The sequence below is a fragment of the Streptomyces sp. NPDC034037 genome, from assembly GCF_055575715.1.
In genome coordinates this window covers 146,701-161,293 of record NZ_JBVISC010000013.1, presented here as the reverse complement: position 1 = coordinate 161,293, position 14,593 = coordinate 146,701, and the positions used below count along the sequence as shown (strand labels likewise).

12 protein-coding genes are annotated in these 14,593 nt (G+C 70.3%); 5 read left to right on the top strand and 7 right to left on the bottom strand.

The genetic code is table 11. The features are described from left to right. The first annotated feature begins 72 nt into the window (after positions 1-72). Positions 73-1,461, top strand: a complete 1,389-nt coding sequence (locus ACZ516_RS32455) for a hypothetical protein (RefSeq protein ID WP_469013190.1) — start codon at positions 73-75, stop codon at positions 1,459-1,461. A gap of 226 nt (positions 1,462-1,687) precedes the next feature. Here ACZ516_RS32455 and ACZ516_RS32450 read toward each other — a convergent pair whose 3' ends face one another. The 3 genes from ACZ516_RS32450 to ACZ516_RS32440 form a co-directional block, all read right to left on the bottom strand. Continuing rightward, positions 1,688-3,061, bottom strand: coding sequence for a class I SAM-dependent RNA methyltransferase (locus ACZ516_RS32450; protein ID WP_469013188.1), 1,374 nt, complete (start codon positions 3,059-3,061; stop codon positions 1,688-1,690). Positions 3,062-3,213: 152 nt separating this feature from the next. Beyond that, positions 3,214-5,280, bottom strand: coding sequence for an APC family permease (locus tag ACZ516_RS32445; protein ID WP_469013185.1), 2,067 nt, complete (start codon positions 5,278-5,280; stop codon positions 3,214-3,216). Positions 5,281-5,340: 60 nt separating this feature from the next. Beyond that, positions 5,341-7,659, bottom strand: a complete 2,319-nt coding sequence (locus tag ACZ516_RS32440; RefSeq protein ID WP_469013183.1) for an MMPL family transporter — start codon at positions 7,657-7,659, stop codon at positions 5,341-5,343. Between the two features lie 183 nt (positions 7,660-7,842). Between ACZ516_RS32440 and ACZ516_RS32435 the strand changes: the two genes are divergently transcribed. The 4 genes from ACZ516_RS32435 (at position 7,843) to ACZ516_RS32420 (ending at position 9,921) form a co-directional block, all read left to right on the top strand. Continuing rightward, positions 7,843-8,211 carry an ArsR/SmtB family transcription factor gene (locus ACZ516_RS32435; protein ID WP_469013181.1) on the top strand — a complete coding sequence of 123 codons (369 nt, stop codon included), beginning with the start codon at positions 7,843-7,845 and terminating at the stop codon, positions 8,209-8,211. Positions 8,212-8,219: 8 nt separating this feature from the next. Continuing rightward, complete coding sequence (locus tag ACZ516_RS32430) at positions 8,220-8,450, top strand: hypothetical protein (protein ID WP_469013178.1); 231 nt, start codon at positions 8,220-8,222, stop codon at positions 8,448-8,450. 134 nt (positions 8,451-8,584) lie between these two features. After that, positions 8,585-9,253: a potassium channel family protein gene (locus ACZ516_RS32425; protein ID WP_358583576.1), complete on the top strand. Its 669-nt coding sequence runs from the start codon at positions 8,585-8,587 to the stop codon at positions 9,251-9,253. Next, positions 9,253-9,921, top strand: coding sequence for a potassium channel family protein (locus ACZ516_RS32420; protein ID WP_358583578.1), 669 nt, complete (start codon positions 9,253-9,255; stop codon positions 9,919-9,921). The genes ACZ516_RS32425 and ACZ516_RS32420 overlap by 1 nt, the downstream gene beginning before the upstream one ends. A 108-nt stretch (positions 9,922-10,029) precedes the next feature. Here ACZ516_RS32420 and ACZ516_RS32415 read toward each other — a convergent pair whose 3' ends face one another. From ACZ516_RS32415 to ACZ516_RS32400, 4 genes are all read right to left on the bottom strand, one after another. After that, a complete protein-coding gene (locus ACZ516_RS32415) occupies positions 10,030-10,758 on the bottom strand; it encodes a DUF3159 domain-containing protein (protein ID WP_361076660.1) in 729 nt (242 codons plus the stop codon). Between the two features lie 3 nt (positions 10,759-10,761). Next, positions 10,762-11,160: an OB-fold nucleic acid binding domain-containing protein gene (locus tag ACZ516_RS32410; RefSeq protein WP_358581427.1), complete on the bottom strand. Its 399-nt coding sequence runs from the start codon at positions 11,158-11,160 to the stop codon at positions 10,762-10,764. 116 nt (positions 11,161-11,276) lie between these two features. Beyond that, positions 11,277-11,960 carry a response regulator gene (locus ACZ516_RS32405; RefSeq protein ID WP_358581429.1) on the bottom strand — a complete coding sequence of 228 codons (684 nt, stop codon included), beginning with the start codon at positions 11,958-11,960 and terminating at the stop codon, positions 11,277-11,279. A gap of 32 nt (positions 11,961-11,992) precedes the next feature. After that, positions 11,993-14,548: an ATP-binding protein gene (locus ACZ516_RS32400; RefSeq protein WP_469013173.1), complete on the bottom strand. Its 2,556-nt coding sequence runs from the start codon at positions 14,546-14,548 to the stop codon at positions 11,993-11,995. Positions 14,549-14,593: the final 45 nt, after the last annotated feature.

Sequence of the window (14,593 nt, the reverse complement as noted above, 5' to 3'; positions counted from 1 at the left end):
CCCCGGAATTCCTGCGGAAGCGATGGGCATTGCCTCTCAGGCAGCATGCCCGGGGAACCACAGGAGGACGACATGCACGGGGACCTCAACGAGCGACAGCAGACCGTGCTCGACTGGGTGGGCCAGGGGTGTCCCGACGGAGTCTGGCAGGACAGCACTTACAAGGTCAGCGCTCAGGCACTGCAGAGTCGCGGACTCATCAAAGTCACCAAACGCCGAGGACATTGGAGCGCCAACCTCACCGACAGAGGGCGGCAGCATCTCACCGACCGCCGCATCTGCCCCGTCGAGCAGAACGCTGCACCACCCGCGCAGCCCAGCCGCAAGCCGGCACCGCCACGCCCCAAGACCGCACCCAGGGCCCGTACGAACTACACAGACCAACTCCTCGAAGAACTGGCCGCGAACGACGGCTGCCTCATCAAGCCCATCGAACCCGGCCCACACTCAGTGAATGGGACATCACGGGTGAACACCGCCCGCAAGTCCGGCAAGATCCCGCGCACACAAGAGCTCCACGCATACCGCACCCACCGCGGCTACGAAATCAAACTCGTCGACATCCCCGCCTGGCGCCTCGCCGAACTCACCCCGCTCCCCGTTCCGGCCAGACTCACCAAACCCCACTCCCTCGTGGCCGCCCTCCAACAACGACCACAGCCCATGGGGCTCACCAAATCCATCCAAGGCCGAGCACTACGCATCATCCAAGCCCTCATCATCGTCACCGAACCACAAGGCCATAAGGCAGCACTCGGAACCACGCAAGGCGCTCCCCCACCCCACCGTCGCCGCAGCGCACCACCGCACTTCACCATCACCGCCCAAGGCGAAAGCGTCGGATTCCTCGTCCTTCAAGAACAGGACCGCAGCGAACACATCCCCACCGACAAGGAACTCGCCGACGCCAAGAAGCACTCATGGATGCGCATCGCCCGCTTCGACTACACCCCCTCAAACCGCCTGCGCTTCATCCTCCGCGGCGGCAGCCCGCACCGTGCGAGCGAATGGGCCGATGTCCCCGACCGGCCGCTGGAAGACCAGCTCGCCGAAATCGCACAAGAAGTCGACCTCCGCGGCAAAGCCGCAGAACACAAACGCCTTGCAGACCAGCAAGCCAGGGAAGCCCAGCAGAGGCGCTGGGAAACCGCCATGGAGGACGCGCGCACCGCATACGCCTACGCCTATCGCGTCAAGCACCTCGAAGAACAAGCAGACGCCTGGCACCAGACCAAGCGCCTGACCGAATACGTCACAGCAGTACGCGACCACGCCACATCGCTGCCACCCGGACAGGAAAGGACAGAGATCGAGGCGTGGCTCGCCTTCACGGACGCCCGGCTCCAGCACCTCACCGAATCCGCCGCAGCCCCGAAGCTGCCCACCCCACCCAAGCCGAGCGGCGACGACCTCAAGCCTTTCCTCGGCCACTGGAGCCCTTACGGACCCCGTTCCTACTGATCCTCAAATCAGGCCATATCGAGCACGGCTTCACCAAGAAGCGGCAAAGAGGGAGCCCCCTCAAGCCGTACTCGACACACCGTCACCTGCAGAAACGGGCATCTGGCACCTCATCAGAACGTGCGTCAAACGTGCGTCAGAAGGGCCCAACGTGCGTCGAATATGCGTCAAGATATCGCCCGTAACGCCCACAGCGCACATAACGCACACTCGACGAAACCGCAGGTCAGACACCCTTTGCGGCGGGCTCAAGGATCGCGACGCACTCGACATGGTGGGTCATCGGGAACAGGTCGAACGCCCGTAGCGACCGCACCCGGTAGCCGCCCTCGCGGAAGTAGGCGAGGTCACGGGCCAGCGCCGCCGGGTCGCACGCCACGTAGGCGATGCGGCGGGCGCCCAGGCCCGTCAGGTGGCGGACCGTCTGCTTGCCCGCGCCCGCGCGCGGGGGGTCCAGGACGATCAGGTCCGCCTCGGTGATGCCCGTGCGCGGGAGGACCGATTCGACCTTGCCCTGCTCGATGCGGACGCGGTCGAAGCCCGCGAGGTTGTGCCGGGCGTCCTCCACCGCGCGCTTGCCGGACTCGATGCCGAGGACCGCGCCCTGCTCCCCGACCCGGTCCGCGAGCGCGCCCGCGAAGAGGCCGACGCCGCAGTACAGGTCGAGGGCCGTGTCGCCCTTGCGGGGCAGCAAGCCCTGCATGACCGCCAGCATCAGCGTCTCCGCCGCCTTCGGGTGGACCTGCCAGAAGCCGCCACTGCCGACGCGGTACGTGCGGCCGTCCGCCCGCTCGCGGACGAAGGCGCGGCCGTGGACGCGGTGGACGCCCCCGTCCTTCTCCCCCACCCGCATCACCGAGACCGGCTTGTCCAGCTCCACGATCGGCAGGCGCGCGCCCGGCTTCGGGGCGAGGATCACCTGGCGGTCCTGGGAGCCGGTCGCCGCGATCGCCTCGATGGAGGCCATCCCGGACCAGTCGCGGCTCTCGATGCCGAGTTCGGAGACCCCGGTGGCCGCGATCATGCAGTGGTCGATCGGCTCGACCTCGTGGGAGCGGTGGCGGCGCAGGCCCGCGTTGCCGTCCGCGTCGACCGCGTACTGCACCCGCGTGCGCCATGCCGGGACCTCGCCCGGCGGCAGCTTGTCGCCCTCGGCCGGCATGACCGTGCCGTCCCAGCCCGCCTCCTCGGGGGTGAGCCCGGCCAGGCGCTTGAGTTGCTCGGTGATGACCTCGCCCTTGAGGCGGCGCTGCGCGCCCGGCTTCGCGTGCTGCCAGTCGCAGCCTCCGCAGCGGCCGGGGCCGGCGTAGGGGCAGGGCGCCTCGACGCGGTCCTTGGACGCCTCGAGCACCTGAACCGCGTCCGCCCGCAGGAAGCGCGCGCCCTCCTCGCCCTCGGTCACCCGGGCGACGACCCTCTCGCCGGGCAGCGCGTGCCGCACGAAGAGCACCTGGCCCTCGGCGGTGCGGGCCACGCAGTGGCCACCGTGCGCGACAGGGCCGACCTCGACCTCGTGCTCCTGGCCGACCAGGGAGACGGCCTCGCCGGCGGGCTCGGCCGACACGTCCCCCGCCTGCGAATTCTTCGGTTCTGCCTGCATGGCGGGGTGACTCCACAACGTAAAAGGGGAACAGCCGGACAACAGCCCACCAGTCTACGTGGGTGTCGCCCGACCGCCCACCACGGCGCCAGCCGCTCACCACGGCGCCGACCGCTCAGCCGGCCGTTCGCCCCGGCCAGGGGGCCGAGGGCTCAGGCCTTCTTGCTCGGCTCCCGGTCCTTGTCCTTGGCGCGCCTCGGCTTCTCCACCGGCCCCCGCCGCACCGCGCCCGGCGCGTTCCACTCCTGGCGCCTGCGGGCCCGCTTCTTCGCGACCTCGGAGGAGTCCAGCTGGTAGGGGACGGAGGTCACCATCACGCCCGGTGTGAAGAGCAGGCGGCCCTTCAGGCGCAGGGCGCTCTGGTTGTGCAGCAGGTGCTCGTACCAGTGGCCGACCACGTACTCGGGGATGATCACGCTGACCACGTCGCGGGGGCTCTCCCGGCGCAGGCTCTTCACGTACTCGATGATCGGCCGGGTGATCTCGCGGTAGGGCGAGTCGAGGACCTTCAGCGGCACGGTGATGCCGCGCCGCTCCCACTCGCCCTTGAGCGCCTTGGTCTCGGCCGGGTCGACGTTGACGCTGAGCGCCTCGAGGGTGTGCGAGCGCATCAGCTTCGCGTACGACAGGGCGCGCAGCGTCGGGCGGTGGATCTTGGAGACCAGGACGATCGAGTGGACCCGGGAGGGGCGCATGTTGTCGTCGGAGGGGGTCTCCGGGGCGGCGATCTCCTCGGCCACGCGGTCGTAGTGGCGGCGGATCGCCGTCATCGTCACGTAGAAGATGCACATGCCGAGCAGCGCGACCCAGGCGCCGTGCGTGAACTTGGTGATGAGCACGACGACCAGCACGAGGCCGGTGAAGAAGGCGCCGAAGGTGTTGATCGCACGGGAACGGATCATGTGCCGGCGCTTGTTCGGGTCCTTCTCGGCGGCCAGGTGGCGGTTCCAGTGCCGGACCATGCCGATCTGGCTGAGCGTGAAGGAAACGAAGACGCCGACGATGTAGAGCTGGATCAGGCGGGTGGAGTCGGCGCCGTAGATGACGACGAGCAGGGCCGCCGCGCCCGCGAGGAGCACGATGCCGTTGGAGAACGCGAGGCGGTCGCCGCGGGTGTGCAGCTGGCGCGGCAGGTAGCGGTCCTGGGCGAGGATCGAGCCGAGCAGCGGGAAGCCGTTGTACGCGGTGTTGGCGGCGAGGAACAGCACGAGCGCGGTGGCCGCGGCCAGGATCATGAACAGGAGGCTGCCGTGGCCGAAGACGGCCTCGGCGACCTGGGAGATGACCGGGTTCTGGACGTAGTCCGCGCCGACCGGGACGCCGTTGTGGAAGAGGTCCTTGGCCGGGGTCTCCGCCATGCGGACCTTGGTGACCATGGCGAGCGCGATGATGCCGCAGAACATGGTGACGGCCAGGGCGCCCATCAGGGCGAGGGTCGTCGCGGCGTTCTTGGACTTCGGCTTGCGGAACGCCGGGACGCCGTTGCTGATCGCCTCGACGCCGGTGAGCGCGGCACAGCCGGAGGAGAAGGCCCGCAGGAGCAGGAAGACCAGCGCGAAGCCGGCGAGGCCCTGGTGCTCGGGCTTGATCTCGTAGTCGGCGGTGGGCGCCCGCATGCTGTCGCCCAGGACGATCCCCCGGAAGGCGCCCCAGGCGACCATGATGAAGACGCCGGCCACGAAGACGTACGTCGGGATGGCGAAGAGCTTCCCGGACTCCTTCACGCCGCGCAGGTTCATCAGCGTGAGGAGGATGATCACGGCGACCGCGCACAGGACCTTGTGCTCGACCACGAAGGGGACCGCGGAGCCGAGGTTCTCGATGCCCGAGGAGATCGACACGGCCACGGTCAGGACGTAGTCGACGAGCAGGGCGCTCGCGACGGTGAGCCCCGCCTTGGGCCCGAGGTTGGTGGTGGCGACCTCGTAGTCGCCGCCACCGCTCGGGTAGGCGTGCACGTTCTGTCTGTACGACGCGACGACGGTGAACATCAGCACCACGACCGCGACGGCGATCCACGGGCTGAAGTGGTACGCCGACACCCCCGCGATGGAGAGGACCAGGAGGACCTCTCCAGGCGCGTAGGCCACGGAGGAGAGCGGGTCGGACGCGAAGACGGGGAGTGCGATGCGCTTCGGCAGGAGCGTTTCTCCGAGCCGGTCACTGCGCAGTGCGCGCCCGATGAGGATCCGTTTGGGCACGTCGGTCAGTTTGGACACGCAGAGGATCGTAAGCGTTCGCAAGGACACCCGCCCACCCACCACCCCCATCCGCCTCGGTTATCCGCTGTGTGGGAGGCTGCCTTCTTTAGAGCGCCGCTCAAACCAGTCGTCGGGGCCCTCCCCGGCGCCCTCGGCGGCGAAACCCCCGCCCGGCCCCTCGAAGCCCCCGCCCGGCCCCTCGAAGCGGCCGGCCGACCGCTCCTGCGCACGGCGGACCGCACCGGACGGCCACCAGGTGAGGCGGCCCAGGAGCAGCAGCGCGGCGGGCAGGATCATGACGCGGATCACGAACGCGTCGAGCAGGACGGCCGCCGCGAGGACGAAGCCCATCTGCTTCATCTCCAGGATGTGCAGCATCACGAAGCTCGCGAAGACGGTGACCATGACGATCGCCGCGCTGGTGACGATCTTGGCGGAGGAGGCGATGCCGTCGAGGACCGCCTGCCGGGTGGGCACGCCGTTCAGGGCGGCCTCGCGGATCCGGCTGACCACGAAGACCTGGTAGTCCGTGGAGAGCCCGAAGAGGATCACGAAGAGGAACAGCGGTACGCGCGAGGAGATCCCGCCGAGTGAGACGAAGGACAGCAGGTCCTCGGCCCACCGGCCCTGGAAGACCAGGACGAGCAGTCCGAGCGCGGAGGCCGCGGAGAGCAGGTTGAGCCCGACGCCGAGCAGTGCGAGGACGGCCGAGCGGAACGCGTAGAGCGTCATGAGGAAGGTCATCAGGAGCAGGAAGCCGAGGACGATCGGCAGCTTGTCGTTCTGATGCGCCACGTAGTCGACGCCGCGTGCCACCTCACCGGTGACGGCCGTCTCGACGCCGGGCAGGGTGTCGACGGTCGCCGGCAGGTAGTCGGCGCGCAGGTGTTCGAGCGAGTCCTCGGCCTCCTCGGAGTACGTCGGATGCGGGGTGTTGAGCTCCAGGGTCGTGGTCCCGCGGTCGTCGGAGGTGCGGATGAGCGGGGCACCGGAGCGCTTCGAGAAGAGCGGGTCCGCCTGCGCCTCGCGGGCCAGCTCGCGCAGCGCCGCCGTCACCTCGCCGGCCCGCGAGGCCTCGGCGCGCACCACGACGAGGTGGCGGACGCGCTGCTCCGGGAAGGCGTCGAGCAGCCGGTCGTACTCCTTCATCGCCGGTATCTCGCGCGAGAAGCTGTCGCGCGCCGGGTTCTTGAGGGTCATGTTCAGCGCGGGCAGCGCGAGCCCCAGCATGACCAGGACCGACAGGCCCAGGGTGAGCGCGGGGTGCTTGCGGGCGGGTGTGAGGAGGGCACGCCAGACCTTGCCGGGCTTCTTCTCCTCGTACGTCCGTACGGGCTTGCCCTGGTCGCGGAGCTTGGTGGCGCGGCGCTGGGCCCGGCGCTCGGTGCGGCGCCCCAGCTTGACCAGCAGCGCGGGAAGGACGGTCACCGAACTGAGCACGGCGACGGCGACGACCAGGATCGTGCCGGTGGCGAGCGAGTCGAAGATGACGTCACCGGCGAGGTAGAGCGCGGTCGTGGAGACGATCACGGCGAGCCCGGAGACGACGATCGCGCGGCCCGCCGTCGCGGCGGCGGCCTCGACGAGCGCCTCGGAGGTGAGACGGCCGCCCGCCCGCGCCCGCTCCTCGCGTTCCCGCTTGAGGTAGAAGAGCGTGTAGTCGACGCCGACGGCCATGCCGATGAGCAGGATCATGCTCATCCCGACGCCGGTGTCGGGCAGCAGATGCGAGGCCACCATCGCCAGGCCCATGGTCGCCATGATCGAGGTGACGGCGAGCAGCAGCGGTACGCCGACCATGACGACCGAGCCGAAGACCACCGCCAGCGTGATCAGGGTGATGGGCAGCGTGATCGCCTCGGAGAACTTGAGGTCGTCGTTGCGCTGGCCGTCCACGCCCGCGCTCACGGAGGCGTCGCCGGCCTCCTCTATGACCAGGTCCGGATGGGCCTTCGCGGCCTCCTCGGTCTGGGCCCGCAGCGGTGGGACGTTCTCCTGGTCCTCCTGTTCGGAGCCGTTGAGCTCCACCTGGACCCGCAGGACGCGCCCGTCCGCCGAGCGCACCGGCTCCGCCACCGAGGCGACCTCCGGCAGGGCCTTCATCCGGGCGGTGACGTCCTTGACGGCGGCGTCGGCGGCCGTCTCGTCCAGCGGGCCCGACGCGGCCCGGATGAGTACCTGTTCCGTGGACCTGAGCTGGACGCCGCCCTCGACGGCCAGGGCCTCGGCCCGGCCCGCCTCACCGACGCGGAAGTCCTGCGACGTCGCGCTGTTCATGCCGGCGGCGATCCCGCCGCCCAGGCACAGCACCACGAAGACGAGCCATCCGATGATCGCCCGCCATGGGTGCAGCGCGCTCCACCGGGCCACGCGCACCGTGACCGATCGCTTTCTCATGTCCGTCCCGCCCCCACCAATTCGACCTTGCCTGTCATGTGTAAGTGGAGACTGACAGGTGAAGGAATGAACCGTCAACTGTTATGCCGAGGCGTCGGGACGTGGATTGACAGCGGAACCCGCCATACGTAAGCCTTGACTGACAGGTAGGGACAGGTGTGGGGACCAACGCGAGGGCGGACCATGGACAGCGAGGAGCTCCTGGCCTTTCTCGCGGCCGTCGGCCACGCCCAGCGCATCCGGATCATCAGCGAGCTCGCGTCCGGCCAGCTCTACGTCAGCGAGCTGGCCCGGCGGCTCGGCGTGTCACGCCCCTTGCTCTACATGCACCTCGAACGCATGGAGAAGGCCGGCCTCGTCGTCGGCCGGCTGGAGCTCTCCGACGACGGCAAGGCACTCAAGTACTTCAAACTGGCGCCCTTCGACGTGCGGTTGAACGTGGATACGATCACCGCGGCCGCCCGGCGGGGTGCGGCGGACCAAGCGAGCCCCGCGGATCCGTCGGACCGGACGGGCGAGGACGAACAGCACTCAGCAAAGGGGACGCCCTAGTGGAAGACGTGATCATTCCGATCGCATTTTTCCTGATACTCGCCGGCGCGGTCGTCGCCGTCGCCTACTTCCAGTCGCAGCGCAACCGCGAGCGCGACCGGCAGTACGCCGAGGCCATGCAGCAGTACCGCGAGGTGGCCGAACGTGCCAGGTCGGAGCAGGAGGCGACCCGCCTGCAGCTGGTCGAGCTGGGCCACCGGCTGCAGACCGTGGAGGGCCTGCTGCGCAGCGTGGACTGAGCCGCGGGCGACCCGTCCGACAGGTGCACGGGGGTGCCCCGCGCCGACCGCGCGTGTGTAGCTTGGGCTCCGGTCTGAGACGCTTTTACCGTTCAGCCTGAGCACAGAGTATTGACACAGCCGGAAGGACGGTCGTGCACATCGTCATCATGGGCTGCGGGAGAGTCGGTTCCGCTCTCGCGCAGACCCTGGAACAACAGGGGCACACGGTCGCCGTGGTCGACCAGGACCCCACGGCCTTCCGCCGCCTGGGCTCCGGGTTCGGCGGCCGCCGCGTCACCGGCGTCGGCTTCGACCAGGACACCCTGCGCGAGGCCGGTATCGAGGAGGCGGGCGCCTTCGCCGCCGTCAGCAGCGGCGACAACTCGAACATCATCGCCGCGCGCGTCGCCCGCGAGATGTTCGGCATCGAGAACGTCGCGGCCCGCATCTACGATCCGCGCCGCGCCGAGGTCTACCAGCGCCTCGGCATCCCCACGGTCGCCACGGTCCGCTGGACCGCCGACCAGATGCTGCGCCGTCTGCTCCCCTCCGGCGCCGAGCCGCTGTGGCGCGACCCCACCGGCGGCGTGCAGCTCGCCGAGGTGCACGCGTCCCAGGCCTGGATCGGGCACAAGATCAGCCGGCTCCAGGAGGAGACCGGCGTCCGCGTCGCCTTCCTCACCCGGCTGGGCGAGGCGGTCCTGCCCACCTCGCAGACGGTTCTGCAGGAGGGCGACCTGGTGCACGTGATGATGCGCACCGACCAGGTCGACAAGGTCGAGGCGGCGTTCGCCGAAGGCCCCGAGGAAGGCGGTCACTGATGAGGGTCGCCATTGCCGGAGCCGGCGCCGTGGGCCGCTCCATCGCCGGTGAGCTGCTGGAGAACGGCCACGAGGTCCTGCTGGTCGACAAGGCGCCGACGGCCATCTCCGTCGAGCGCGTCCCGCAGGCCGAGTGGCTGCTCGCCGACGCCTGCGAGATCACCTCCCTGGACGAGGCCGCGCTCCAGCGCTGCAACGTCGTGATCGCCGCGACCGGCGACGACAAGGTCAACCTCGTCGTCTCGCTGCTCGCCAAGACGGAGTACGGCGTCCCGCGCGTCGTCGCCCGCGTGAACAACCCCAAGAACGAGTGGCTCTTCAACGAGTCCTGGGGCGTCGACGTCGCGGTCTCCACGCCGCGCCTGATGTCCGCGCTCGTGGAGGAGGCGGTGAGCGTCGGCGATCTCGTGCGGCTGCTGCGCTTCAGCCACGGCGACGCGAACCTCGTCGAGCTGACGCTGCCGCCCGAGTCCGCCCTCGCGGGCACGCTGGTCGGCGACGTGCAGTGGCCCGAGGACACCTCGCTGGTGACGATCATCCGCGGTACGCGCGTCCTCGCGCCGTCCCCGGACGACTCCCTGGAGGCGGGCGACGAGCTGCTCTTCGTGGCCGCGCAGGCGCGGGAGGAGCAGCTGGAGGACTTGCTCTCCGTGCGGCGCGAGAGCTAGCCCCGGGGCTCTTACGTGGAGGGGGCGCCCGGTGACTTACCGGGCGCCCCCTCTCGTACACGTCCGCTGCGGGGCCTTCGTGGCCGGGCGCGCGGTTCCCCGCACCCCTTACGGGGCGCGCTCCGCGGCCTTGCGCTCCTCCTCCGCCTTCTCGGCGGCCTCCATCTCCGCGAAGACGTCGATCGGCGGCGGGGCCTTCGCCAGGAAGACCCAGGTGAGGTAGACGGCGAGCAGGAACGGCGGGATCTTCAGGGCGATCAGGACCCAGCCGAACTGCGTGGTGTCCGCCCACCAGTACAGCGGGAAGAGGACCGCGCACTTGGCGAGCAGGATCAGGCCCCAGGCCCAGCTCGCCTTGGCGTACGCCGCCTTGCGGCCGGGGTTGCGGGTGCGCCAGGAGAGGTTCTCCTTGAAGACCGGGCCGAGGATCAGGCCGATCAGGGGGACGCCCGCGAGGGTCGTGATGATGTAGGCCAGGGCGAGGCCGAGGGTGTAGAGCATGCCCGGCAGGTAGAAGTCTTTGGCGTTGCCGGTCATCATCGCGAAGACCACGCCGAAGGCGACGCCGAAGACGCCGCTGAAGGCGTGCTTGACGGTGTCCTTCCTGACCAGGCGGACCACCACGAGCACCAGGGACACCGCGAGGGCCGCGATGGCCGACATGTGCAGGTCCTTGTTGATCGTGAAGATGGTCACGAAGAGCAGGCCGGGAACGACCGTCTCCACCATGCCCCGCACGCCGCCGAAGGCCTCGAAGAGCGCTGCCTCGGTCACGGCCCGGGAATCGGCGTCCTGATCCGTCTTCCCCTGGTCCGTCGGCTTGTCGAGGGACGTCACCGGCTACTCCCGTCCGAGCGGTCTGAGTTCGTATTTGGGATTGAACAGCACCCGGCGGCCCCGGCTCATCGAGATCCGGCCCGACGCGAGCAGCTTGCGCCCCGGCTCGATGCCCACGATGGAGCGCCTGCCGAGCCACACCACGTCCAGCGCCGCGGAGCCGTCGAACAGCTCGGCCTCCAGGGCGGGAACCCCGGCGCGTGGTCGCAGGGTGACCGTGCGCAAGGTACCAGTAACGGTCACTATCTGGCGGTCCTGGCAGTCGCCGATGCGGACGCAGCCCGCGGTGTCGGCGTCCTCGCGCAGCTCCTCGGACTCCAGGTCCTCCTGGGAGGAGGACAGCCGGTCGAGCATGCGCCGGAAACGGCCCGCCGGCTTTTCGGAACCAGGAACAGCACTCATACAGAAAGCCTACCGGGGGCCGCCGACGCACCGGAAAGCGGTGCGCTCACCTGCGCTCATGCCCGCTCACCGCACAGCTCGCCGCACAGCTCGTCGCACACAGCTCACCGCACAGCTCACCGCTCGAAGCGGTACCCCATGCCGGGCTCCGTGATGAAGTGCCGCGGATGCGCCGGGTCCGCCTCCAGCTTGCGGCGCAGCTGCGCCATGTAGACGCGCAGGTAATTGGTCTCGGTGCCGTAGGAGGGCCCCCACACCTCTTGCAGCAGCTGCTTCTGGCTGACCAGGCGGCCGGTGTTGCGGACCAGGACCTCGAGGAGGTGCCATTCGGTCGGGGTCAGGCGTACGTCGCGCCCGTCGCGGTTGACCTTCTTGGCGGCGAGGTCGACGGAGAAGTCCTCGGTGTCGACCATGACGTCGCCCTCGCCGGCGCCGACGGGCTCGGCCCTGCGGACGGCGGCGCGCAGGCGGGCCAGCAGCTCGTCCATGCCGAAGGGCTTGGTGACGTAGTCGTCGGCGCCCGCGTCCAGGGCCTCGACCTTCTCGTCGGAGCTGTGCCGGGCGGACAGCACGAGGATCGGCACGCGCGTCCAGCCGCGCAGGCCGCGGATGACCTCCACGCCGTCCATGTCGGGCAGTCCGAGGTCGAGCACGATCACGTCGGGGTGGCGGGCGGCGGCCAGTTGCAGCGCCGTGGCGCCGTCGGGGGCCGCGTCCACCTCGTACTTGCGCGCCTTGAGGTTGATCACGAGGGCGCGCACGATCTGCGGCTCGTCGTCGACCACCAGCACCCTGGTCATGCCGGCCTGCCTTTCTGACTTCTGGTTCGGGGTCACCGGGTGACCTGGGCGGGAAGCTCGGGGAGGGCGGTGCGCTCCGGCGGCCGCCCGGCCACCGCCCGCAGGGTGAGGACCATGGTCAGGCCGCCCCCCGGGGTGTCCTCCGCGGCGAGGGTGCCGCCCATGGCCTCGGCGAAGCCGCGGGCGACGGCGAGGCCGAGGCCCACGCCCGCGCCGCGCGGAGCGTCACCGTAACGCTGGAAGGGCTCGAAGATGCGGTCCTTGGCGGCATCGGGGACGCCGGGGCCCCGGTCCACGACACGGACCTCGACGCGCTCGCCGAGGGCGCTGGCGGAGACCTTGACGGGCTCGCCCTCGGGCGCGTACTTCACGGCGTTCTCGACGATGTTGGCGACCGCCCGCTCCAGCAGGCCCTTGTCCACGGCGACCATCGGCAGCGTCTCGGGGATGTCCAGCTCGGCGCTGCCGTCGGGGACGCCGCCGAGCGCCATGGGGACGACCTCGTCCAGGTCGATCTCGCGGATCAGCGGGGTGACGGTGCCGGTCTGGAGGCGGGACATGTCGAGGAGGTTGCCCACGAGGTGTTCCAGGCGGTCGGCGCCGTCCTCGATGCCCGCGAGGAGTTCGGCCTCGTCCTCCTCGGACCAGTCGACGTCGTCGGAGCGCAGCGAGGTCACGGCCGCCTTGATGCCCGCCAGCGGGGTACGCAGGTCATGGCTGACGGCGGCGAGCAGCGCGGTGCGGATGCGGTTGCCCTCGGCGAGGGCGCGGGCCTGGTCGGCCTCGGACTTCAGGCGCTGGCGGTCCAGGACGACGGCGGCCTGCGCGGCGAACGCGGCGAGGACCCGGCGGTCCGCGGCGGGCAGCACGCGGCCGGACAGGGCGAGGGCCATGTGGTCGCCGACCGGCATGTCCACGTCGGCGTCCTCGGGGCGGCCCGCCGGGCGGCCGTCGCCGGCGCTGCCCGCGCAGGTCCAGGGAGCGGTGTCGCCCGCGCGTTCCAGGAGCGCCACGCTCTCCATGGCGAACGTCTCGCGGACCCGCTCCAGGAGTGCCTCCAGGCTCGTCTCGCCGCGCAGCACGCTGCCGGCGAGGAAGGAGAGTATCTCCGACTCGGCGCGCAGCCGGGCGGCCTGGTGGGTGCGCCGGGCGGCGAGGTCCACGACGGAGGCCACGGAGACGGCGACACCCACGAAGACGACGATCGCGAGGATGTTCTTGTTGTCGGAGACCGTCCACAGGTGCAGCGGCGGCGTGAAGTAGTAATTGAGCAGCAGCGAGCCGAACGCCGCGGCCGCGAGGGCCGGCAGGAGGCCGCCGAGCAGCGCGGCGGCGACCGTCAGCGTCAGGAACAGCAGCATGTCGTTGGCGAGCCCGAGGTCGGCGTCGACGTGGGTGAGCAGCAGGGTCAGGAGCGCGGGTCCCGCGACGCCGGCGAGCCAGCCCCAGATGATCCGGGAGCGGCCGAGGCGCGCGCCGCGGGCCACGGGCAGGCCGCGCCCCTTGGCGACCTCGCCGTGGGTGACGATGTGGACGTCCAGGTCGGGACCGGAGTCGCGGGCGACGGTGGCGCCGACGCCGGGCCCGAAGACGTACTGCCAGGTCTTGCGGCGCGAGGAGCCGAGGACGATCTGGGTGGCGTTGACGCCGCGGGCGAAGTCCAGCAGGGCGGCCGGTATGTCGTCGCCGATGACGTGGTGGAAGGTGCCGCCGAGGTCCTCGACCAGGGTGCGCTGGACGGCGAGTTCCTTGGGCGAGGCGGCGGTGAGGCCGTCGCTGCGGGCGATGTAGACGGCGAGGATCTCGCTGCCGGAGCCCTTGGCCGCCATCCGGGAGGCGCGCCGGATCAGCGTGCCGCCCTCGGGGCCGCCGGTGAGTCCGACGACGATGCGCTCGCGGGCCTGCCAGGTGGAGCGGATGTCGTGCTCGCCCCGGTACTGCTGGAGGTACTCGTCGACGCGGTCGGCGACCCACAGGAGCGCCAGTTCGCGCAGGGCGGTGAGGTTGCCGGGGCGGAAGTAGTTGGAGAGGGAGGCGTCGATGCGGTCGGGCTGGTAGATGTTGCCGTGCGCCATGCGCCGGCGCAGCGCCTGGGGCGACATGTCGACCAGCTCGATCTGGTCGGCGCGGCGCACCACCTCGTCCGGCACGGTCTCGCGCTGGCGTACGCCGGTGATCGACTCCACGACGTCGCCGAGGGACTCCAGGTGCTGGATGTTGACCGTGGAGACGACGTCGACGCCCGCCGCGAGGAGTTCCTCGACGTCCTGCCAGCGCTTGGCGTTGCGGGAGCCGGGGACGTTGGTGTGGGCGAGTTCGTCGACCAGGGCGACGGCGGGGGCGCGCTCCAGGACCGCGTCGACGTCCATCTCGGTGAAGGCCGTGCCGCGGTACTCCAGGTCCTTGCGGGGCACCTGTTCGAGGCCGTGCAGCATCACCTCGGTGCGTGGCCGGTCGTGGTGCTCCACGAAGCCGACCACGCAGTCGGTGCCGCGCTCGACGCGCCGGTGGGCCTCGGAGAGCATCGCGTACGTCTTGCCGACGCCCGGTGCCGCGCCCAGGTAGATCCGAAGCTTGCCGCGTGCCATGGCCCCATTGTCTTCCCGAAACAACTGTGTACGCAGCATCGACCT